At 60.1% G+C, this 20,600-nt stretch carries 22 protein-coding genes and 1 pseudogene; 11 read left to right on the top strand and 12 right to left on the bottom strand.

The genetic code is table 11. The features are described 5' to 3' along the window. Positions 1 to 334: 334 nt before the first annotated feature. The 5 genes from NKH99_RS15130 to NKH99_RS15110 form a co-directional block, all read right to left on the bottom strand. Positions 335 to 787, bottom strand: a complete 453-nt coding sequence (locus tag NKH99_RS15130; RefSeq protein ID WP_352473188.1) for an MAPEG family protein — start codon at positions 785 to 787, stop codon at positions 335 to 337. Between the two features lie 6 nt (positions 788 to 793). Beyond that, entirely contained in the window at positions 794 to 1,300 is a 507-nt protein-coding gene (locus NKH99_RS15125) for an SRPBCC family protein (protein WP_353014517.1), read from the bottom strand. A 1-nt stretch (position 1,301) separates the two neighbouring features. Further along, positions 1,302 to 1,649: an ArsR/SmtB family transcription factor gene (locus NKH99_RS15120; protein ID WP_352473191.1), complete on the bottom strand. Its 348-nt coding sequence runs from the start codon at positions 1,647 to 1,649 to the stop codon at positions 1,302 to 1,304. Positions 1,650 to 1,836: 187 nt separating this feature from the next. Next, complete coding sequence (locus tag NKH99_RS15115; RefSeq protein ID WP_352473193.1) at positions 1,837 to 3,156, bottom strand: DUF2130 domain-containing protein; 1,320 nt, start codon at positions 3,154 to 3,156, stop codon at positions 1,837 to 1,839. Positions 3,157 to 3,828: 672 nt separating this feature from the next. After that, entirely contained in the window at positions 3,829 to 4,764 is a 936-nt protein-coding gene (locus NKH99_RS15110; protein WP_353014515.1) for a LysR family transcriptional regulator, read from the bottom strand. A 130-nt stretch (positions 4,765 to 4,894) separates the two neighbouring features. On the opposite strand from NKH99_RS15110, the gene NKH99_RS15105 reads away from it, so the two are divergent. From NKH99_RS15105 to NKH99_RS32745, 5 genes are all read left to right on the top strand, one after another. Continuing rightward, complete coding sequence (locus NKH99_RS15105) at positions 4,895 to 7,123, top strand: xanthine dehydrogenase family protein molybdopterin-binding subunit (protein ID WP_353014513.1); 2,229 nt, start codon at positions 4,895 to 4,897, stop codon at positions 7,121 to 7,123. 13 nt (positions 7,124 to 7,136) lie between these two features. Next, positions 7,137 to 7,586 carry a (2Fe-2S)-binding protein gene (locus tag NKH99_RS15100; RefSeq protein WP_352542524.1) on the top strand — a complete coding sequence of 150 codons (450 nt, stop codon included), beginning with the start codon at positions 7,137 to 7,139 and terminating at the stop codon, positions 7,584 to 7,586. Between the two features lie 38 nt (positions 7,587 to 7,624). Then, positions 7,625 to 8,176, top strand: a complete 552-nt coding sequence (locus NKH99_RS15095; protein ID WP_353014512.1) for a hypothetical protein — start codon at positions 7,625 to 7,627, stop codon at positions 8,174 to 8,176. After that, positions 8,164 to 9,249, top strand: a complete 1,086-nt coding sequence (locus NKH99_RS15090) for an MBL fold metallo-hydrolase (RefSeq protein WP_353014511.1) — start codon at positions 8,164 to 8,166, stop codon at positions 9,247 to 9,249. Before NKH99_RS15095 ends, NKH99_RS15090 begins: the two co-directional genes overlap by 13 nt. 849 nt (positions 9,250 to 10,098) lie before the next feature. After that, positions 10,099 to 10,692 (top strand): Y4oE-related protein, encoded by a 594-nt coding sequence (locus NKH99_RS32745; RefSeq protein WP_502900053.1) that lies wholly within the window; start codon positions 10,099 to 10,101, stop codon positions 10,690 to 10,692. Here NKH99_RS32745 and NKH99_RS15085 read toward each other — a convergent pair. The 7 genes and pseudogenes from NKH99_RS15085 to NKH99_RS15055 form a co-directional block, all read right to left on the bottom strand. Then, positions 10,590 to 10,841: a hypothetical protein gene (locus NKH99_RS15085; RefSeq protein WP_023722511.1), complete on the bottom strand. Its 252-nt coding sequence runs from the start codon at positions 10,839 to 10,841 to the stop codon at positions 10,590 to 10,592. The two genes, NKH99_RS32745 and NKH99_RS15085, sit on opposite strands and share 103 nt — an antisense overlap. Beyond that, positions 10,838 to 11,266 carry a putative toxin-antitoxin system toxin component, PIN family gene (locus tag NKH99_RS15080; RefSeq protein WP_353014509.1) on the bottom strand — a complete coding sequence of 143 codons (429 nt, stop codon included), beginning with the start codon at positions 11,264 to 11,266 and terminating at the stop codon, positions 10,838 to 10,840. The genes NKH99_RS15085 and NKH99_RS15080 overlap by 4 nt, the downstream gene beginning before the upstream one ends. A gap of 493 nt (positions 11,267 to 11,759) precedes the next feature. After that, a complete protein-coding gene (locus NKH99_RS15075; RefSeq protein WP_352618550.1) occupies positions 11,760 to 12,155 on the bottom strand; it encodes a hypothetical protein in 396 nt (131 codons plus the stop codon). Then, positions 12,148 to 12,399, bottom strand: coding sequence for a type II toxin-antitoxin system Phd/YefM family antitoxin (locus NKH99_RS15070; RefSeq protein ID WP_352474563.1), 252 nt, complete (start codon positions 12,397 to 12,399; stop codon positions 12,148 to 12,150). The genes NKH99_RS15075 and NKH99_RS15070 overlap by 8 nt, the downstream gene beginning before the upstream one ends. Positions 12,400 to 12,644: 245 nt before the next feature. Further along, positions 12,645 to 12,894: pseudogene (locus NKH99_RS15065) on the bottom strand (Tn3 family transposase); the annotation flags it as partial. 236 nt (positions 12,895 to 13,130) lie between these two features. Then, on the bottom strand, positions 13,131 to 13,556 hold the full coding sequence (locus tag NKH99_RS15060) for an OmpA family protein (protein WP_353014508.1): 426 nt from the start codon (positions 13,554 to 13,556) through the stop codon (positions 13,131 to 13,133). A gap of 642 nt (positions 13,557 to 14,198) precedes the next feature. Further along, positions 14,199 to 14,573 (bottom strand): VanZ family protein, encoded by a 375-nt coding sequence (locus NKH99_RS15055; RefSeq protein WP_352935745.1) that lies wholly within the window; start codon positions 14,571 to 14,573, stop codon positions 14,199 to 14,201. Positions 14,574 to 15,138: 565 nt separating this feature from the next. Between NKH99_RS15055 and NKH99_RS15050 the strand changes: the two genes are divergently transcribed. The 6 genes from NKH99_RS15050 to NKH99_RS15025 all read left to right on the top strand — a co-directional run bounded on the left by NKH99_RS15050 (position 15,139) and on the right by NKH99_RS15025 (position 20,524). Next, the gene (locus tag NKH99_RS15050) at positions 15,139 to 16,341 is read left to right on the top strand and encodes an ABC transporter substrate-binding protein (RefSeq protein WP_353014507.1); all 1,203 of its coding nucleotides are present in this window, start codon (positions 15,139 to 15,141) and stop codon (positions 16,339 to 16,341) included. 78 nt (positions 16,342 to 16,419) lie between these two features. After that, on the top strand, positions 16,420 to 17,286 hold the full coding sequence (locus NKH99_RS15045) for a branched-chain amino acid ABC transporter permease (protein ID WP_352452194.1): 867 nt from the start codon (positions 16,420 to 16,422) through the stop codon (positions 17,284 to 17,286). A gap of 5 nt (positions 17,287 to 17,291) precedes the next feature. Then, positions 17,292 to 18,278, top strand: a complete 987-nt coding sequence (locus NKH99_RS15040; protein WP_353014506.1) for a branched-chain amino acid ABC transporter permease — start codon at positions 17,292 to 17,294, stop codon at positions 18,276 to 18,278. After that, the gene (locus NKH99_RS15035; RefSeq protein ID WP_352474568.1) at positions 18,271 to 19,050 is read left to right on the top strand and encodes an ABC transporter ATP-binding protein; all 780 of its coding nucleotides are present in this window, start codon (positions 18,271 to 18,273) and stop codon (positions 19,048 to 19,050) included. Before NKH99_RS15040 ends, NKH99_RS15035 begins: the two co-directional genes overlap by 8 nt. A gap of 2 nt (positions 19,051 to 19,052) precedes the next feature. Then, positions 19,053 to 19,775: an ABC transporter ATP-binding protein gene (locus tag NKH99_RS15030; protein WP_353014505.1), complete on the top strand. Its 723-nt coding sequence runs from the start codon at positions 19,053 to 19,055 to the stop codon at positions 19,773 to 19,775. A gap of 8 nt (positions 19,776 to 19,783) precedes the next feature. Continuing rightward, a complete protein-coding gene (locus NKH99_RS15025; RefSeq protein WP_352822519.1) occupies positions 19,784 to 20,524 on the top strand; it encodes an aspartate/glutamate racemase family protein in 741 nt (246 codons plus the stop codon). The last annotated feature ends 76 nt before the right edge of the window (positions 20,525 to 20,600 follow it).

Here is a 20,600-nt window from a genome sequence, read left to right as displayed (position 1 = left end):
CGCCGGCTATCACCAGTCCTGTGTTGAGGGCAGGTTGGATTCCGCTATCAACCGCTTCGTCATCGACCACAAGCTGCAGTCATAGCCCTTCGTCTGGACCGACGATCCCGACAAAATCATCACGGCCGCCGCGCGTGCACCAGGTGCTGGAGTCGATCCATAGCATTGACTATAGCAGTGTGGCGGTCCGCGAATGTCCGCTCTCCCAATAGGCAAGTTCGACCCCAAACAGACGTCCTCGTCAGTCTTTCGCTAGTCGACACGCCGGCCTCGATGGCGACGACGTCCGTGAACGACAGGATTGGAGCTTTCGGTACTGACATACGGTTCTACCTCAGGCAAAGAGCAAATCGTGGACTACGGCGCCCATCAGGACAACGATTGCGAGCAGGGAGACTGCAAAAGCGATCGTGCGCCAAGGCTGCATGGCCTTCAGATAGACTATCGAATGTACGATCCTGGCGACTACAAAAATTGCGAAAATGGGAATTGCAATTGCTGCCTTTCCTCCCGTGAAAACAAAGAGCAGGCCCAGCAGCAGAAATGGATAGATCGTGGCCTCGGCATTGCGGTGTGCGCGCAGGAGCCGCGCGACAGTTGGCGGGTCAATTTCTGACACGGGTACACCATAGCGAGCCCCATCCTCCGGATTGATTGCCACGCCACCCTTCGCGCGGATCGCCCCGCTGGAAGCCCAGAGCATCAGAAGATTAAGGCATAGAACGACGCAGGTGATGGCATACGCCACCAGAGCCGCATCTGCCGCTGTCCAGATTGATTGTTGCATCTAATGTTACTCGCCGCTGCTCGGAGCAGTTAACGGAGAGCTGGATGTCCGTTGTGCCATCGCGCCAATATGTGCGGCAAGGTTGTCCAATGTCTTGGCCGTTCCGGTGTCGATGCCCATCTTCAGATATTGCTCCAACCGTTCCGCCGAGCCGCACTCGATCCTCACCGTCAGAAACGTCTTGCCGCCAGTCTCGTCGAGAATGACACGCCCGATCGCCCCCATTGCTTCGAAGACGAGATGACGCGGCGGTGCGATCTCGCGATAGACGCCAGCGAACTGGTTGGCGCCAGGGGGATGCCGGTTGACGAACCTGAAGGCCCCTCCCGGACGCAGGTCGATCTCGCATTGTGCGAGCGGTTCGCCTGATGGATCCCACCAGCATGCCACATGCTCCGGCTGCGTCCATGCCTCGAAGACCTGTTCACAGGGCGCAGCAAGCACGCGCGTCAGAATGATCGTGTGCGTGTCCCGGTCGAGTATCAGGTCGGTGTTCGCGATCCCTGCCAGCATCCTACTTCTCCTTTTTGCCCATTTTTTCGAGGTGGCGATCCAGATTGTCGAGCCTGTCTTCCCATTGGCTGCGAAACGGCTCTACCCAGTCGGCAATATCCTTGAGAGCCGTTGTCACCAGCTTGCGCGGTCGCCGCTGCGCATCACGTCCGCGTTCGATGAAACCCGCATCCTCCAGCACCTTGAGATGCTTGGAGATCGTGGGTTGACTGAGTTCGAATGGTGCCAGCAGTTCCGACACCGTGGCTTCGCCCGTCGCAAGGCGGGCCAGGATCGCGCGGCGCGTGGGATCGGAGAGGGCCGAGAATGCCTTGCTCAGACGGTCGCCGGTGGGTCCATATATTGCCATATGACTATATAGCCATATGGCAATATAGGAGTCAAGACCTTAGATAAGAGGCCGTCGGCTAGGCACGACGATTGCCTCGGGTGGGCGGGCTTCTTTTGCTTACCCTATCCGAGGAGTCCGATGGGTATGTCTGGGGAAGCCGCTCCAGATTGCCAATCGTTTTCCTGTTGAGCTGCATACCGATTGCCTATTCGGCACCGGGCGGAGATGTTTCAATGGCCAGGACCTCCAAGCCGTCAATTTCTTGCATCACCTTTCCAGCGATGCCTTGCAAGTCGCCGTACATCCCCGCGGTCGACTCGATTACGCCTTGTATTTGAGCCTCCCGCTTGGCCCACAGGCGTGTTGTGGCCTTGCGTTCCTTGGCCAGGTCCTCCTGCATATCAGAGAACTTTTCGACGATGGCCTCGACGCGATGGCGGAACCGCGGACCGGTCAGATAGCCATAGACCTGCTCCATTTTGGTGGCTTGGCCGTCCTGGGCGAGGCGGGAGTTCGCCAGCTCGATGAGTGATTGTCGCAGCATGATTGCGATCGGCATCGCGCATTTGGGATGGGCGACATAGACCCCGTCCAGAAGATCGAAGGTTTCCACACCGGCAGGCAGAGCTTCCGAGATCATAAGCGCAATGTCCGCCTTTGCGGCCCGCTGATCAGCCCTAAGCTTCCCCAACCAACCCTGGCTCCAGTTCTTGGTGCGTTTCGATTCCCACAAAATGGCGCCGCATGGCTGGCCGGCCGGTCCGACCACGCGGTGCAGGACATCTCCGCCGAACTCACCCTTGGCAACCGGTTCAATGACGTCCATCGGGAACCGGCCGGCAATGAGGGCTTCCAGCTGAAGCTCCAGAACTTCACCCTGCAGCTGCTGGGAACCCTGTTCCGCACGGCGCTTCAGCTCCTCAATTTGACGCTGCATGCCGGCGATCTGTTCTTCTTTTTCCGCAACCTTCATCTTAAGGCCGTCTTCGGCTTCCGACCTCGCCTTGACGCGAACGGCGTCCAGCCCCTCCTGGATCTTCCTTTCGATGGTCAGCGCCATCTCCCGGCTTTCGTCGTCAAGCGCACGCTGCTTTTTCAGGAATTCCGCCTGTTGCTGCTGGGCCTCGGTGAGCTTTTCGTCGCGCGCCTTCAACGTCGCCTCCAGCTCGGCAAGCTTCTTATCCTTGTCCTCCAGGTCTACCGAAAGCAGCAATTTTGCCTTGCGGGCTTCCTCGACCGCGATTCCGGCACGCTCAAGCTTGATTTGCCCAGCCACCTGGTTGGCGATGTCCTCTTTGGCGGCGACGATCTCGGCCTGCTGGCGCTTGAGCTCCTCTTCTCTTGCAGCCATCGATGCCTTGCTCTGCGCCAGGCGCATTTCGTATTCTTCACGCGTGGCGGCAATCAAAGGGGCCGCGAGCGACTCATTGAGCTTGATTTCCGTCTTGCAGCTTGGGCAGCTGATTATCGGTTCATTGAGAATCCTGTCCCCCTGCAGCATGGTATTGATGGGCTGGACGGTCATCTGCGCGCTGCCTCCCTGAGGAATCAGTTAAAGGACACGCCAGACTATATATCTCGCCACGCGTTTTCGGAAAAGAACAAAAAGTGAACCATTTTTCTGCAGCTCCATGAAGTCCATGTGATCGGCGATGTATCTGCGCGTGCTGACTGAGAAGGCGAGGGCCCGGGAGTTTTCGGTCGGGCCTATGCTGATGGCTGCTTTGAAAGCTCGTGGGTCACCGACCAGGATGGCCGGTAACGGAATCGCCTAGCCTTGCTCTAATTTAGCTTGGGCCATATTTGCTGTGACTGAGTGGTGATCCCACAGGAATCGAACCTGTGACCTACAAATTAGGAGTTTGTCAGGCGACCTTTACTGTTGTTTCCCAATGCCGGTCTTTGTACGATTGCGCTGCCACTAACATGTTCAAGTTGTTGTAGTTTTCGTACTGCACGGCTATAATAGCGTAGACAAACCAACAGAGCGCGTGGCATTGCTTACTATGCGTCGGCCAAACCGGACTGCCGCAACTGCGCGACGGCGTCGACCTCGCCTGGTATAGCGGTCTTACCACCATGGTTGACGCCTGCGAGGTCCAGCAGCACGCCCCTTGTCATCGGTCCAGCGTGACCAAGAGTCCGGTGTGCGTCAAATCCCGAACAAGGCCATGGTTTCTTCTTATTCCTTTTTGGGTCAGGGCGGGCAGGCGCTCTCGATTATCCTTGCCGACAACCAATCCAGGCCAACGTCCGACGTCGATCGTGCATGCCGCACGAGGCTGAACGTAAACGGATCAATGGCGAGTGGCGTTTTCAGGACCGCAAGCCCGAACTGATCGGCGTATTTGGCGGCGAGCCGGGCCGGGACCGTTGAAGAGAGATCGCCGCTCGCCACAACGCCCATGGCCGTCATGAACATCGGGACGCTGGCGACAACCCGGCGCCGAAGCCGGCGCTTCTTCAGAGCCTGATCGACCATCCCATGAAATCCACCCCTGAATGAGACGAGGATGTGATCGAGCGATAGGTATTCTTCGAGCGACATCGCCGCGTCGTGAGCGACCGGATGGTCTTTCCTGACAACAACGACAAAGTCTTCTTCGAAGACTGGCACGGCCCGGAACTCGTCGGGCAGATCCCAGACGCGCCCGATCGCCATCTCCATTTCGTTGGTGCGCAGGGCGTTCAGGCTTTCGGTTCCGACAGCGAATTGAAACGCCACCCGGCATCCAGGTGCCTCGGCACGCAACGTCCTTATCAGCGGCGGGGCAATCACGGCGCCGACAAGGTCGTTGCCGGCGAGCCGGAACGAGCGCGTGGATGTTTCGGGGTCGAAGTGCGTGGGAACGTTGAGTGCATCCTGGGCAAGTCGAAGAATGACTTCGACTTGTGGGAGAAGCTGTGAGGCACGCTGTGTCGGTTCCAGACCGTTCGGGCGCCTGACGAACAGGGGATCGTCGAAGAGTTCCCGTAGCCGAGCCAGCGCATGGCTGACGGCAGACTGGCTGACACCCAGCGTAGCCGCAACAAGCGTTGTCTTTTGCAATCGAACGAGATCCCGAAAGATCGTCAGCATGGTGAAGTCGAGCCGGCGCAGTTTCTGCTGATCGGTGTTGGCTTTGCTAGTCAACTGCATCTCCTACTTGCTGCACCAGCCATCCTGTTCGGCCATGATATCCGAATTGTTCATATCACATATCCAGCGATTTCAGTTGAACGAATAATGACTCATCCTATGATCGAAGGCGAGAGGTTCGGTCGTGGCAGTGACCGGTCGCAAGAAGGGATCGCTGAACTTGATGGATAGTCCACTGGGCGCACCGACCAAGGTCGGATCGCTGGATCGAAGGCAATTGCTGGTCGCGACCGGCGCTCTGCTCCTGTCGGCGCAGGTCACCGTCAAAGCGCGGGCCGCATCTTCACTCCCCGACAAATTCATCAATGCCTGGCTGCGCATCGATCCAGACGACATGGTGACGATCATGCTCTCCCAGTCGGAAATGGGACAGGGCATCCAAACCACCCTTCCCTTGGTGCTCGCCGACGAACTCGGCGCCGACTGGTCGCGCGTCGCGCTTGAATGGGCCGATTTCGATCCCGCATACCGGCACCCGCAATATCAATGGATGTTCACCGGCAACAGCGAATCGATCTCGACCTTCTTCCCGATCATGCGCACCGTTGGCGCCGCCGCACGCGAGATGCTCGTCGGCGCGGCCGCGACGCGTCTGGGGGTTGCCGCTGCGAGCCTTCGCGTCGACCAGGGCCGCATCCATCATGATCCGACTGACCGGGTGGTGAGTTTTGGTTCGGTTGCCGCTGACGCGGCAAGGCTCGATATCCCAAAAGATCCTCATCTCAGGCCGACAAGCAGCTTGGAACTGATCGGCAAGCCGCAGCCACGCGTCGACATACCCTCGAAGGTCGATGGCTCGGCGATTTTCGGCATCGACGTGAAAGTGCCCGGCATGGCGGTAGCCGCCATCCGCCGCGCTCCTTCGCAGGGGGGATCGCTGGCGGCCTTCGACCCAACGGCGATCAAGGCTGAGCGCGGTGTGCTTGCCGTCGTCGAAATTCCGTCCGGCCTCGCCGTCGTTGCCAATGACTACTGGACGGCGAAGCGCGCTCTCGATGGCGCAGAGCTTACATTCAAGCAGGGTCCACTCGCCGGATATTCAACCAGTGGCCAAAGGGCCGAATATAGCGCGCTGCTGAAATCCACGTCGTTCGACACGAAAGTCAAAGCGGGCGACGCTTCTGCCGTTCTGGCGGCTGCCGACAGCCCGCTGGAGGCTATCTTCGAAATCCCGGTGCAGGCGCACGCGACGATGGAGCCGATGAACTGCACGGCCCATGTGACGGACGATCGGTGCGAGTTGTGGATCCCGACACAGGGCGTCGAGATCACCCACGCTGTCGCCAAGCAGATGCTGGGTCTCGCAGACGACCAGATCATCATCCACAGAACGTTGCTGGGCGGCGGCTTTGGGCGGCGGCTGCTCGCGGATTTCGCGAAGATCGCGATCCTGGTTGCAAAGGCCGCCGGCCGCCCGGTCAAGGTCATCTGGAGTCGGGAAGAGGATTTCCGCTACGACGCCTACCGCCCGCCAATGGTCCATGCGGTGAAGGCGTCTCTCGGCAATGACGGGTTGCCGGCGGCGATGACGCATCGTGTCGTCTCGCCGTCCCACATGCTCTACATTTTCCCGCGCGGTGTCATCAAGGCACAGGGCGACTGGGCGCGGCCGATCATGCCGCCGGCGGCATACGATGGCATGGCCGTCGAGGGCCTGACCGAGACGCCTTACGCCATTGCGAACTATGCGGTCGAACAACATCGCGTCGACACGCCGCTCTCGGTTTCCGTCTGGCGCACAACTGGCCACGGACCGAACAATTTCGTCCTGGAAAGCGTCATCGACGAGTTGGCGCACCGCGCAAATGCCGACCCGCTTTCGTATCGGCTGAGACTTGCCGCTTCCGATCCCCGCGCGGTCGCGGTGCTGAACGCTGTCGGCGCGCTGTGCGGCTGGCCGGCTGCATTACCGGCGGGGCGATTCCGCGGTCTGGCGCTCGCCAAAGCATTCGGCGGCTATATCGCGCAAGTCGTCGAACTCTCCGTCAAGGACAAGACCATCAAGTGTCACCATGTCTGGAGCGCCGTCGATATCGGCCAGACCCTCGACCCAGGCATTGCCAAATCCAACATCGAGGGCGGCGTGGTCTGGGGACTTTCCGGCCTGCGCACCGAGGTAACCTTCGCAGACGGCGAGATCGAGCAGACGAATTTCGATCAGTTTGACCCGCTGCACGTGTCCGAGACGCCTGTCATCACGACTCGGTTCATCGAGAGCGGCGCCAAGCCGACAGGCGTCGGGGAGATTGGTCCGGTGCCGACGCACGCCGCTTTCTGCAACGCCGTGTTCGCCGCGACAGGCGAGCGCATCCGAGCCCTGCCGATTTCGCGCAGCGGCTACCAGCGGATCTGACGGGAGCAACGCAATGACACGATTTTCCGTCAATGGTCGCGCGGTCACGGTCGATGCCGAGCCGGACATGCCGCTGCTTTGGGCATTGCGCGATCACCTCGGCCTGACGGGCACTAAATTCGGTTGCGGCATCGCTGCCTGCGGCGCCTGTACAGTGCATGTCGATGGCCAGCCCGTGCGCTCCTGTTCCTTTTCGCTCGGTGAAGCTGAGGACAAACATGTCACGACGATCGAGGGACTTTCGGATAACCGCTCGCATCCCTTGCAGCAGGCCTGGATCGCAGAGCAGGTTCCACAATGCGGTTATTGCCAGTCCGGCATGATCATGGCCGCCGCCGCGCTGATCAACGACAAGCCGCATCCGACGGATGAAGACATCGATGCGGCAATCACCAATCTGTGCCGCTGCGGCACCTATGCCCGCATCCGCGCCGCGGTGCATCGCGCTGCGGGTGATGCGTGATGACTGGCCATCGGCTTGCGCTGGGAGCGCTCGTCGGCGTGACGATTGCCGCCGTCTCGGCGTTCGTGCAGCCGCTGTGGTCGCAGACGAACGGCGGCAGTACGGCCTCAGCCAACGCCTTCGCGACGGTCGCCCGCGTCATGATAAGCCCGCGTTGCCAGAATTGCCACACACTGACTGACTACCCGCGCCAGGGCGACGACCGGCATCGACATCTGTTTCGTGTGGCGCGTGGACCCGCGGATCATGGTGCGGCGGGCCTGCCATGTTCATCCTGTCATGGAAAATCGAACAATGCGGCCAGCGGCGTCCCCGGCGCCGACGAGAACTGGCGCCTCGCGCCACTCAGCATGGGCTGGGACGGCCTTTCGACAAATGAGCTCTGCGAACATTTGAAAGACCCGCGGCACAACGGAAACCGCACTGGCGATCAGGTCATCAACCATCTCAGATCGACGCTTGTGAGATGGGCCTGGTCACCAGGTACCGATCGGACCGGGCAAGCACGAACGACCCCGCCGATCCCCTATGATCAATTCGTGATGGATGCCGAAATCTGGATGAGGAGCGGAGCTGAGTGTCCGAAATAGCCAACCCTGAGGATCTGCCGGATCGCAACACACTGAACAAAGGCGCCGCCGACCGAGGTCGCCGCCACTTCCTGCAATATGTGGCCGGTGCGACAGCCGCCCGGGCCGGGTTGTGCGGGTGCGGCATTCATCCCGCCCTTGCGGCCAGCAGCACGACTACGACGCCTGGTGCGGGACCTGTGGTCGACCCTGGCAAAGGCTACCTTGTCCAGCAGATTGGCGATGGGCTTTATTGGGTTACGGATGGTGCCTACAGCACCATGTTTCTTGTCTCTTCGACCGGGGTGATCGCTTGCGACGCGCCACCCAGCCTTGGGGAAAACTACTTTAGGGCTATCGCGGACGTCACGGACAAGCCGGTGACGCATCTGGTCTACAGCCACGAACATGTCGACCATATCGCCGGCGCGCACCTGTTTGCAAAGGACGTTACGATCGTCGCCCACGCCCGGACAGCCGAACTGCTCTCATCGCGGAAGGACCAGCGGCGCCCGGCTCCAACTGTAACCTTCGAAACGACCTATACCCTTGAGCAGGGAAACCAACGCCTCGAACTGGCCTACAAGGGCATCAACCATTCGATCGACAACATCTTCATCTTCGCGCCACGCCAGAAGACCCTGATGTTCATCGACGTCGTTTATCCCGGCTGGATGCCCTATAAGAATCTCGGCGTCGCCGTCGATATTCCCGGCTTCGTCGAAGCACACCGCACTGTTCTTGCCTACGACTTCGAGACGCTGGTCGCCGGCCACGTCAGTCGTCCTGGAAACCGCGCGGATGTCGAGACCCAGGTCGAACTGGTGAAGGACCTCGTCGAGGCGGCGGAACAGGCCTACGCGAGCCTGTCCTTTCCCGCCTTCCTGAAGCAGCATCCGCCAGGGCGCAGTGGCAAAACAGCCTGGGACCTTCATCAGGGCTATGAGCAGGCCCTGGTCTCCCAGATGCATGATGGGCTGCTAACGAAATGGCGCGACAGGCTCGCCGGGACCGAAACCTACCTGCGCGACAATTGCTGGGCGATGCTCGAAACATTCGTCGTCCAGGGCAAGCCGAATATCTCCGGGCTGTAACGCAATACTGTTTGTGGATTCAACCTTCACGGCCTGCGAACCTGAGCAGGTATTGGCAATGGTCGAACGTCAGAACCTATCCACAGCAAAAGCCTTCGCAATTGCACGGCGGCAGGGCTTGACGTGCCCCACGGCAGGGCATTGACGAGGAGTTGACGGATGGCGAACGTTGTTATCGTGGCGGGCGGCTGGCATGGAGGCTGTGAGATCACGCCTTTCGCGCGCAAGCTGCGTGAACTTGGACATGAAGTCGTTTCTGCAGCTATGCTGGACCGACGTAGCAGACCAAAGTGGATTGTCACAGCCTTCGGAGTCACCCAAGGCAGGCGCGCATCAATGTGGCGCATATCTAGCCCGGATATCTCACACAGTCTTTCGGCGCGAGGCTGGCGGCGGAGATTTGCCGGCGCTTGAGCTGCGGGCAAAGGATGTCGGCCGCTTGGAGCGGACACCGCCGCGCTCAAGGCCGAGTGCGAGGCTGGGGACCGGGCGAAGGATCTGCTGGAAGCGTTCTCAACGACGCCTGCCACGACTGTCGCCGGCGTGGCGGGCAAGCTTGAGGCCGTGTTGCCCGAGGGTAAGGCCTGGGGGGAATGCTCCGAGTTCCCCTGGCCGCAAATCCGCTCGGCGCTTAGCGATCTGGTGCGCATCGCCCGGCAGAACATGCCGGAACAGTTCTTTTCACGGCGAGCAGCGTCCTAAGATCCTGAGGCGGCGGGCTGGCTGCTGTTTCCGCGGCTGAAAAATGGAGGCGCGATATTAAGATCCCGTCCAACCCAACTTCCGGCTTCAGCCGAGAACCCCTCAGCTTGCAGTGAAGCGTCTGCCTCACGTCACCCTTCAACCGCCATGGAATTGCCAGCGCAGAGCCCTCTTGCGGCATCTCACCATCGGGCGGTGAGCGATCCCAATCTGTTGGATGCCTTCAACCGCGATGCCGCCGTGCAGAAACGGACCGTGCCTGAAGCTGCAGAGGCAGCGACTGCCCTGTGGGGAAAGACAGCCGCAACCGCAATCGCTTGGTACGCGGTGTCGGCGTATTGCTACGGGCGGATACGGGAGTACCGGTTCTGGTTTCGGGTATTCGCCTATCTTTGCCGAAGTGGGAGCAGCGTCGGAGAGAGTTCGTCCAGGCTTTTCCCGATAGGGAAATCATGTTCGACGAGGGAACTGCCTGCTTGTCGAGAGAACGCCGGACCGAAGTCAGCCCGTCAAGGCCAGAGCCGCATCGCTATGGCGCGTGCTGCGCCAGCCTTGACTGGCAGTCTTCGGCCCGGCGGCCGCTTTGGACGCAGGCGAAACTCCGGTACGAGCCGTACCGCTCTACCCCTCGGGGTACATTACTCCGGCAATTCGTCGCCCTTGATCGGCGCCTTCCCTTTGCCGGCCCGTTTCAGGATATGCAGCGCCTTGGGAAGGTCGGCACGGGCGGCGCGTTCCTGAAAGTAGCTTTCCGTGCGCAGCGCCGAAAGCTTTTCAGCGACTGCCACGTTAATGAACTGGTTGAGCGGCACGCCTTCGCTCTCCGCCACCTTGCGCGCCTCATCCAAAAGCGAGAGCTGAAGCCGCAGTGCGAAATTGCTTCTCCTCATGTCTTTCTCTCCAATCGTCTCAGCGCCTCGCCCGGCCACAGGACCAAGATACCGAAGCGCTCGGCCACTTTGCCGAAGTCGCTTAGGTTGAACGTCACTATAGCATCCGCCCGTCCGTTTACCGCAGCTTCCAGCACCATGTCGTCGTCCGGGTCGCGCACGGCGGGTCGCCAGAGGAAGAGAAGGCGAACCGGCTCGGCGACGGCCGCCACGGCATCTAGCAACGCGTTCACATCCTCAGCGGACAGGCCGGAAGCCTCAAGGTGCTCGGGCCTTGTCATGACCGCCTGGTACTCGATCATCAACATCACCGAAGCGATGAGCGTCAGCCGGCGCTCCAAAGCCGCCACCAACAGTTGGCGCGAGGCACCGGCGTCACTTCGGATCGCCGTCACCATGGTCGCCGTATCGAGAAGCAGTCTCATGCAGGCATATTGGATATCGCGTGCGATATTGCAAGAGGACCGAGCTTTTGGTAATTTGGCCCGGCTTCGGGATCCCAAATCGCAGCGCGCAAGTATTTGCACGCCACACTACGGCCGCGCGGCAACTGAACTTGTCTTGCCGATCATCACGCCGCTCAATGCCTTTGATCTACACAGAAGAGCGGGCATGCCATGGTGGACGAGGCCAAACCTGGGAACGACAGCGCAAGTCACGATTACAGGGCTGACATGTCGGCACGAGATATGGTTGAACGAGCCGTCCTGTCGATCGCCCGTTTGTTGGGTCGGCGGGTTGCTCGGGAGCATTTCGAGGAATTGCAGGCGGCCAACGACAACAATGTCCACCTCTTGAGAAAACACCGTCAGAAGGGGAGGGTGGGGCGCGAGGAGAGGGCGTAGGGGCGCCCCGCGCTCCGGTGCTGGCCCGTTCGATGCGGGTAAGGACCGGAGGCCCGCCAAGAAATCAGTCCGGCTATTTGCGAACGATGCCGCGCAATCGACGCTGCGCCGCCGTCTCTTTGATCACGCCAGCAATTTTCCGGACAAATGCGGGGCTGAACGCGCCGATCGGCGTCGTCGTCACCAGATCATAGGCTTCATCGACCGGCACCCGGTTAAATTCGTCCAGGATCAGCCATGACGGATAGTCGAGGCCGCCGCGGCGGCATTCGATTTCGCTGATGGCGAGATGCGGGCGCGACCGGTCGGGTTTTTGCGAAGTCAGCGGAAAGAGAAACAAGGCTGCGGGCGTTGCTAGCGTCCGGACAACGATGCAAACCGGCCTCGCCTTGCGTCCGGATTCCTCGCCGGCGTCTGCTTCCCGCGCCCATAGGTAATAATATCGGAGCAGATCGCCAGCTTTAAGCATCGGGCGTGTCGCCGGAAATTATGGCATCCAGTCCTGTCATGAGTTCATTGTGGACATCATCCGGTGCGTCCTCGATCGTATAGGCGACCGAATGCGGCTGGCCGACGAGCTGGTGGTACTGAGCAGCGGACAGGATGACGAGCTTTTCCTTGCCGCGCTTGGTCAGGGCCACCGGCTCGATCAATGCCGTTTCGAGGATTTCGCCTGACACGCGATTCATGTCGGAGAATGTGAATTGCTTCATCGCCGTACTTCCTTTTAAAGTACCTATAATAGGTAATTCACGTAAGAAAAGCAAGAATGGTGGCGCCCACGCGCCACCTTTCCTATCAGCATCGACCCGCTCGAAAGAGCGGCATTGTCCGTTCATTGCTGAGTGCGGCGCGGTTGGTCTGGAACGTGTGGCCGTCCCAATCCTTCCATGTCTCCCAGCCTGGGGTCGGAGCAAGAACAGTTCCCAGCGACACGAGGTTGAACGGAGCATGAACGTCATGCGGCGTGGCGTAACCGAGCCGGAAGTCTGAGCGACCGGAAGCTTTCACGCATCTGATGTTCTGTATCCCAGGTATAGATGCCGGTCAGATTGACGTGTTCCCAGCTCAGCGGCGAGACGTGCTTGAGCGGATGATCCGGGATCTCGGTGCATTTTGCGCAAGTGGGTGACGGCCCGTTCGATATAGACCGTATTCCAATGCACGATCGCGCTAACGATGAGGTTGAGGCCGGAGGCGCGGAACGCCGCCGTCACCGCGCCGGTCGCGCCAGCCATCGATCGTATCGGAGCGGCTGACCGCCGTGACGTGCGCTGGCAGCGATGTAGATGAGCCTAAGGACCGATTAACCATAGACACAACTTCTGCTATTGCCGAACAAGCGGATATTCCTCCGGAGCTCATCATCCATGGCTATCGTTCAGTGCACGGCAGCCGGGGCTATAATACCTGCAGCGCATGGCCGAATCTGCTCGCGTTCGCCCTATTTCACGGCTTTCACTTCCACGCGCCGGTTGAGAGCGCGCCCCGAATCCGTGGCATTGTCAGCGATCGGCTCCATTAGCCCGCGGCCGTCACCACTATAAACGAGGTTGACAAAACAGATGGCTACACCGGGCTCAACGAGGCTATGTTGGGTCCCGCGGGCATGGTGGCTGATCAGGTACGCCATAGCTGCGAGTAAATGCGGCACCGCGGGCTCGGCCCGACCGGTGCAGGCCGATATTCCCAAAAACCTGCGTATGAAGTTACTCGGTCTTTCCACTTCCGCGCTGATAACCACGATGAATTCCGCGGCCGCCCTGTCGTACTGCGCGCCAGATGACGAACCTTGTCGGCAATCTACCGATTTTCCGATTCTTATTCTATTCGGAGTTCTGGTTGTGATGGCGATGGTCTCCAAAGTCATCACTATTTCCGGCAGAAACAGGGGCGAAAATAACGGAGTGGGCGGCTGCGCATAACGGGCGGCGCGCTATAAACCTGGAGCCAATGTTTTAATCACTGGGGCTGCCTATGCAGCGTTTGAGGGCAACTGTGAAGCGGCTTTTTATCGCGGTTCTGGTCGCATCTACGGTTCTTAGTTCTCAGGCTAGGTCCGCAGTCGATCCAATGATCAAGGCCGAACAGAGCGCGCTAATCAGATGTAATTTGGGGTGGGCCGCAAAACTAGCGGTCCAGCCTGGCGCCCCGAGTACCTTAGCAACAAAAGCGCAGCAATTGTGCGCAGGAGAAGACGCAACGTACGACCGCGTGGTGCGATTGTCCCTTCGTTACAAGGTGATCGCCGACAGATACATGCGCAAAATACATGCCTCTCAATTGGGGTCTAATGCAGCGATGATTGTTAAAGTCCGCGCTCTGATGAAAAAGAGAAGGCCATAACTCCCCTCGGCTGCTATGCGCAGATCGGCTTGCGGATGATAGTCTCAGTGATCGCTGCGGCCTTACTTAATGCTCTCTGAAGTCCTGCAGCGAAGCGTGACGTAGATCCTCTTCGCCGCGCATATGCTTCACGCGGCCGATTAGCCCCAGCTTGACGGGTTGTGACCTAGGAGAATCCGCTGACTAATTTCTTTGTCCAGCTTGCAATTGCGAGCCCGCAAGCGACGCCGACACAATCGGCAAACCAGTCGAACATATCCATGTCGCGGCCTATCATTTGCATGCCCTGGAGGATCTCGATCGCTGCGCCGGTAAGAGCAAGAAAAATGGTCAGTCTTGCCCTGTGCTCTGGCCAACCGAGACTGCCGATAGCCGTCAACACGACGAAAGCTGCGGCGTGATTGAGCTTGTCATCATGAGAGGTGAAGCCGAAGCCAAAATTCTGCAAAAGCCACTCCGGTGAGAGTGCGAGCACGAGGACACCGGCCAGTGTGACCAGAAAAGCAGTCCTTGCGGCGATGGGAAAAGATCTTGCACGCAAAAAAATGGGGTCACTCCTTTTCCGACGTTACAGGCCGGTACTTCGAACATAGCCGTCCGCACGTAGCGGCACATCGGAACAGAGTCCACTGCCGCGGGAGGGCTAGGCAAAAGCCATTAGCTGGCCTTCCGCGTTCAATGCGGCAGGATCAGGGCGGGCGTCAACCACCCGAGAGCTGAGCCGCTCATGCTCCAGCATTTTCGGCACGCGCCGTCTGCACCATTCGCGAAGTTCGTCGCGCGAGCCCGAGAGCTGCTCTCTCGTTGGCGACCAGGTGGGCATCATCGGCGGAATGAACTCGGGACGGCCGGCGCCGGTACTACAATTTTACGCACCCAGTCAATACTAGGCACAAAGCTTATATTAGCCAGAGCGAACGGAACGTGATTCTGGAAGGGAAGCCGCGATGCTGCGGACCGCGTCCTTCATCTGCGACCGCACAAGATTGTCAACAATCTGTAAAAGTTTTGTTGACAGATAATAGATTTGAGCCCTCACTCACAAAACTCCGCGTATCGGTCGAGTTCTGTCGCAACAATGCGCGGCCTCCAAAGGGGAAAGAACAATGATCAATAGACGTTCAATAGTCACATTCGCCGCGCTCGGCACCGTCTCTGCGCTGGCAATCATGGCCGGCGGCACAATCACGGTGCACGCCGCCAACAAGGAACTCAAGATCGGCTTTGTCGGCGTGACGAGTGGCGCGGCCGCTGCGTGGGGCACATCCAACGTCCGCTCGATGCAGACGCGCGCCGCCTGGATCAACGAAACCGGCGGTGTGAAGATTGGTGACGAGACCTATGACATCAAAATCGTCACCTTCGACGATCAGAAGGACCCCAAGCGGGCGATCGCCGGCATGGAGAAGATGGCCCAGGAGGGCATCCACTACGTCGTCGGTCCGAATGTTGACGATGGCGCGGCGGCGGTGCGTCCCGTGGCAGAATCCAAGGGCATCATCTATTTTCCCTACGCATTCCCGAAGGAACTCTACACCCCACCGGCGTCCAACGCTGTGCTCGGCATGATCGCCAACTACCAGTCAGCTCCGGCGATCTACAAATATCTCATGGAAAACAGGGGCGTGAGAAAAGTTGCCTTTGTCGCCGCCAACGAATCCGATCCGCTGAGCCAGCGGGATGGCGGTGTTGCCGCGGCAAAGGCGCTCGGACTTGAGGTTGTGGCTGCCACGGACGTCTACCAAAACGATACCCGCGATTTCACACCGGTACTGACGCCGATCGTTCTGCAAAAACCGGACCTGCTGGTGCTTTCGGGTGTCGCGCCCGGCAATGCGCCGCTGCTGATCCGCGCCGCGCGCGAGCTCGGCTACGAAGGTCTGATCTCCACCGAAACGGCGCAGGATGCCAAGGTGCTGGAAGAGGGCGCGGGTGAGTTGGCCAACGGCTTCATCTCAGTCGGCGGCGCATCGACGCCCGAAATCGCGTCCGACATGATGAAGGAGTTCGTCGACCGCTATAAGAAAATGTTCGGCGAATACAATGACGAGTCCAACACCAAGGTCTACGCGCTCGAATACATCATCGAGACGCTGAAGGCGAACCCGGCCGCGATCGACAATGTCGAGGAGTTCAAGAAGACGATCGACACTTTCTCGGCGCCCAATCCCTATCTGAAGGGCGATGCCAAGCTGACCTATGTCGGAATGACGTCGTTTGGCCAGAAGCGCCAGCTTTCGGTCCCGATGGTGGTCACGGAATACCGCGACGGCAAGTTCGAGACGCTCTTCGTCGCTCAAGTCGATTGACGCAACTGCACTGAAGCGGATTGCCGCAGAGGCTCGTGCATTCGTCTTGAGCCTCTGAATGGCCGGGGAACCATCCTGATGGAACAAGTCATCGCCAACGGGCTCTATCTTGGCGCGCAATACGCCTTGATCGCGCTCGGTCTGACCCTGATCTTCGCGCTGATGAACGTGCTTAACTTTGCCCATGGGCAGATGTACGTTCTCGGCGGCTTCATCACCTACACCGTCTATGGCCAGCTCGGCATGCCTTTCGTCGTCGCGCTCGTTGCGTCCGGGATCACGCTGCTGGTTATTGGAGCGCTGGTCGAGAAATTCCTTTTCAGAACGGTGATCAAGCGAAGCGTGCGGGAGGAAAGTACGATGCTTCTCGCGGCGGCGGTCGCATTCTTCCTCGACGCCGTGATCCTCCTCCTGTTCGGTGAAAAGCAGCGCGGCGTGCCGAAGATCGTCAACGGCGTCTTCGTCTCCGACAGCCTCATAATGCCTTACGACCGGCTGCTGGTCGGCGCACTCGCCATACTGTTCATCGCCTCCTTCGTGCTTTTCATGCAGTACAGCAAGCCGGGACGCGCCATGCGGGCGCTGGCGCAGGACCGGGTCGCGGCGCAGCTTATGGGCGTCGAGGTCGACCGCTATTCGATGATCGGCTTTGCGCTCGGCGCCATGCTTGCCGGCATAGTCGGCGGGCTGCTGGTCGCCATCACCGGCGTCAATTCGGGCATCGGCGGCCCGATCTCGATCAAGGCGTTCTTGATGGTGATGATCGGCGGGGCCGGCGTGGTCAGCGGAGCGATCGCCGGCGGCTTCATCCTCGGCATGATGGAATCGGTCGGCCTGACGGTGCTACGCCAATATGGCGACGTCACTTATCTCGTCATCTTCGCCGCGCTGATGGTGTTCCTGAGCATCCGCCCGAACGGGCTCATGGGCAAGCCGTGGGGGTGATCGACATGAAGCGTACACGTAACATCCTCGGCGTCGCTGTCTTCCTGCTGGTCGTACTCATCGGCGTGCCCTGGCTGATCGAGGCGACCGGTCGGCTCGACCTCTACTACACGCTGACTTCGGTCGCGCTGCTCAGCATCGCCAGCGCCGGGGTATGGGTGACTTTCTACATCGGCCGCATCAATATCGGCCAGGGCGCCTTCGCGCTTATGGGCGGCTATGTTTCGGCCATCCTTGTCGTCCAGCATGGTGTGTCGTTCTGGCTGACACTGCCGCTGGCTGGGCTGTTCTGCGCCGCTGCAAGCGTGCTGATCGGGCTGCCCATCCTCAGGCTTCGCGGCGTCTATTTCGCCATGGTCACGCTGGTTTTGACCGAAGTGGCGCGGCTGCTCGCGCTGGCACTGCCGATCACCAACGGAGCCAAGGGCATGGTCAGCATTCCGCTCCCCGGCGGCATCTCGATCTTCGGGCTGAGCATCCTTCCGGATTTCGCGACGCTCGCCAATCCGCGTCCCGCCTTCTATCTCGTCTCGGTTGCGCTGATGGTGCTGTGCTTTGCCGGGCTTTACCGCCTTGTCCATTCGCGCATCGGCAAACTCTGCCAGTCGTTGCAGCAGAACGAGGAACTGGCCTCCTCGATCGGCGTCAACATCGCCTATTTGCGCGTCATCGCCTATGCCATCTCCTCATTCCTCGGCGGTCTCGGCGGTGCGATGTTCGTCGCCATCTCGCAATCGATCTATCCGTCGAGCTTCACCGTCACCGACTCGGTGAACTTCATGCTGAACTGCTTCCTCGGCGGGCTCGGCCACGTCTTCGGGCCGATGATCGGCACCTTCGTGCTCTATTTCGGCTGGGATTTCCTGTTCGAGACCGGCGAGTTCCAGTTGCTGATCTTCTCTTCGGTGCTGATCGCGCTGATGCTGTTCCTTCCCAACGGCCTGCTCAGCCTCAGGCTGTTCGGCAAGAAGCAGGGCTACGACCATGACTGAGCTTCTCCAGATCAAGGCAGTGACCAAACGCTTCGGCGGGCTGGTCGCGGTCAACAATGTTTCCTTCGCGGTCCGCGAACGCGAGATCCTTTCCGTCATCGGCCCCAACGGCGCCGGCAAGTCGACGCTGTTCAAGCTGATTTCCTCTTTCCTCAATCCGACCTCGGGCGAAGTGCTGTTCCGGGGAGAGCGGATTTCAGGCCTGGCGCCGCATATCGTCGCCCGGAAGGGCGTGGTGCGCACGTTCCAGGAGACGACGATCTTCAAGGGCATGACGGTGCGCGACAATGTCATAATCGCGCATCACCTGCGTTCCAATGCCAGCCTTGCCGGCTTCTATCTCGGCACGAATACCGCACGGCGCGACGAGGATGAATTCGGCCGCTCGGCCGACGAGATCATCGACTTCCTGGGTCTCGGCGCGCAACGGCATGAGATCGCCAGCACGCTGCCGCACGGCCATCTGCGCGCGCTCGGGATTGCCATCGGGCTCGCCACGAACCCGACCGTGCTTCTGCTCGACGAGCCCTTCGCCGGCATGAACCATGACGAAACCGTGCGCGCGGTGGAGATGGTGCGCGGCGTGCGGAAGCGCGGCGTGACTGTCCTGCTGGTCGAGCACGATATGCCCGCCGTCATGAACATTTCCGACCGCATCGTCGTCCTGAACTTCGGTGTGAAAATCGCCGAGGGAACGCCGAAGGAAATCCAGGAGAACGAAAAGGTCATCGAGGCCTATCTCGGCGCCGAAGATGAGACGATCGGATTTTAGCCATGAGCGAACTGCTGAAAATCTCGGACGTCGAACTCTACTACGACCATGTCTATGCACTGAAGGGTGTGTCGCTGAGCGTCAACGAGGGCGAGACGGTAGCGCTGATCGGCGCGAACGGCGCGGGCAAATCTTCGATCCTGCGCGCCATCACCGGCCTGAAGAAGGTCCGCAGCGGCGAGATTCATTTCCAGGGCCACCGCATCGACGGAACGCGCCCGGACGAGCTGGTCAGGATGGGCATCGCCATGGTACCTGAGGGTCGGCGCGTCTTTTCCTACATGACGGTGCGCGACAATCTGATGATGGGCGCCTTCACCCGAACCGACAAGGCCGAAATCGCAAGGACGCTGGACATGGTGCTCGGGCGCTTCCCGCGCCTGAAGGAACGCTATTCCCAGACGGCGGGTACGATGAGCGGCGGCGAACAGCAGATGCTGGTGATCGGGCGGGCGCTGATGGCCAAACCGAAGCTTCTGCTGCTCGATGAACCCTCGCTCGGCGTCGCGCCGAAGCTCGTTCAGGACATCGCCCGCTCGATCGTCGCGATCAACCGCGACGAAAAGGTCAGCGTGCTGCTGGTCGAGCAGAATTCGCGCATGGCGCTGCGCATCTCGCAGCGTGCCTACGCACTGACGACCGGAAAGATCGCGCTGGCCGGACATTCGGCTGAGCTGCTTGGCGACGACCGGGTCAAGAAACTCTATCTCGGCGGCGAAATATGAAAGCGCAAATGGACGTACTCGTCGTCAATCCCAACACCACCGCGTCGATGACCGAAAAGATCGGCGAGGCGGCGCGCCGCGCGGCTTCGGCCGGCACCAGGATCATCGCCGTCAATCCGAACGACGGGCCGCCGAGCGTCGAAGGCTATTTCGACGAGGTCTTCGCCATCCCGGGAATGATCGGCGAGATCCAAAAACATCCGGCGGCGAGCGCCTGCGTCATCGCCTGCTTCGACGACACCGGCCTCGACGCAGTACGCTGCGTCGGCGAGATGCCGGTGGTCGGTATCGGCGAAGCGGCGTTTCACATGGCGAGCTTGATTGCCGGCAAGTTCAGCGTGGTGACGACACTGTCGCGTTCGGTGCCGGCGATCGAGCACAATCTGGTGCGGTACGGCCTCGCCAGCCGCTGCGCCAGGGTGCGGGCCAGCGACGTTCCCGTTCTGGAGCTCGAAGTGCCCGGCTCCAACGCCCGCCATCGAATTTCGGAGGAGATCGAGCGCGCCATCCGCGACGACCGGGCCGAAGCGATTGTGCTGGGATGCGCCGGCATGGCCGACCTCGCCGCCGCGCTCAGCCGCGAACATAGGCTTCCCGTGCTCGACGGCGTCGCCTGCGCAGTAAAACTCTGTGAGAGCCTCGTCGGCCTTGGCCTGTCGACCTCAAAGCGCGGCGGCTACCAGGTTCCACTCGAAAAATCCTTCGCCGGAATCTTTGCGTCCTTTTCGCCCTCCGGCCGTGTATCCTGATGCGTGCAAAATTGTTGACATTCCCACACAGGATGTTCGATGTCCGGCCGGAAACGCGGTGTTCGCGCCGCTAAGC

This window comes from Mesorhizobium sp. M0854 (genome assembly GCF_040319815.1).
Lineage (GTDB): Bacteria > Pseudomonadota > Alphaproteobacteria > Rhizobiales > Rhizobiaceae > Mesorhizobium.
This window is presented reverse-complemented; position numbering and strand designations above follow the sequence as displayed.

What these genes read in the sequence shown, in the direction of transcription:
- NKH99_RS15130 (WP_352473188.1), bottom strand. Translation starts at nt 787, where the DNA reads ATGCAACAATCAATCTGGACAGCGGCAGATGCGGCTCTGGTGGCGTAT.
- NKH99_RS15125 (WP_353014517.1), bottom strand. Translation starts at nt 1,300, where the DNA reads ATGCTGGCAGGGATCGCGAACACCGACCTGATACTCGACCGGGACACG.
- NKH99_RS15120 (WP_352473191.1), bottom strand. Translation starts at nt 1,649, where the DNA reads ATGGCAATATATGGACCCACCGGCGACCGTCTGAGCAAGGCATTCTCG.
- NKH99_RS15115 (WP_352473193.1), bottom strand. Translation starts at nt 3,156, where the DNA reads ATGACCGTCCAGCCCATCAATACCATGCTGCAGGGGGACAGGATTCTC.
- NKH99_RS15100 (WP_352542524.1), top strand. Translation starts at nt 7,137, where the DNA reads ATGACACGATTTTCCGTCAATGGTCGCGCGGTCACGGTCGATGCCGAG.
- NKH99_RS32745 (WP_502900053.1), top strand. Translation starts at nt 10,099, where the DNA reads ATGGAATTGCCAGCGCAGAGCCCTCTTGCGGCATCTCACCATCGGGCG.
- NKH99_RS15085 (WP_023722511.1), bottom strand. Translation starts at nt 10,841, where the DNA reads ATGAGGAGAAGCAATTTCGCACTGCGGCTTCAGCTCTCGCTTTTGGAT.
- NKH99_RS15080 (WP_353014509.1), bottom strand. Translation starts at nt 11,266, where the DNA reads ATGAGACTGCTTCTCGATACGGCGACCATGGTGACGGCGATCCGAAGT.
- NKH99_RS15075 (WP_352618550.1), bottom strand. Translation starts at nt 12,155, where the DNA reads ATGCTTAAAGCTGGCGATCTGCTCCGATATTATTACCTATGGGCGCGG.
- NKH99_RS15070 (WP_352474563.1), bottom strand. Translation starts at nt 12,399, where the DNA reads ATGAAGCAATTCACATTCTCCGACATGAATCGCGTGTCAGGCGAAATC.
- NKH99_RS15060 (WP_353014508.1), bottom strand. Translation starts at nt 13,556, where the DNA reads ATGACTTTGGAGACCATCGCCATCACAACCAGAACTCCGAATAGAATA.
- NKH99_RS15050 (WP_353014507.1), top strand. Translation starts at nt 15,139, where the DNA reads ATGATCAATAGACGTTCAATAGTCACATTCGCCGCGCTCGGCACCGTC.
- NKH99_RS15045 (WP_352452194.1), top strand. Translation starts at nt 16,420, where the DNA reads ATGGAACAAGTCATCGCCAACGGGCTCTATCTTGGCGCGCAATACGCC.
- NKH99_RS15040 (WP_353014506.1), top strand. Translation starts at nt 17,292, where the DNA reads ATGAAGCGTACACGTAACATCCTCGGCGTCGCTGTCTTCCTGCTGGTC.
- NKH99_RS15035 (WP_352474568.1), top strand. Translation starts at nt 18,271, where the DNA reads ATGACTGAGCTTCTCCAGATCAAGGCAGTGACCAAACGCTTCGGCGGG.
- NKH99_RS15030 (WP_353014505.1), top strand. Translation starts at nt 19,053, where the DNA reads ATGAGCGAACTGCTGAAAATCTCGGACGTCGAACTCTACTACGACCAT.
- NKH99_RS15025 (WP_352822519.1), top strand. Translation starts at nt 19,784, where the DNA reads ATGGACGTACTCGTCGTCAATCCCAACACCACCGCGTCGATGACCGAA.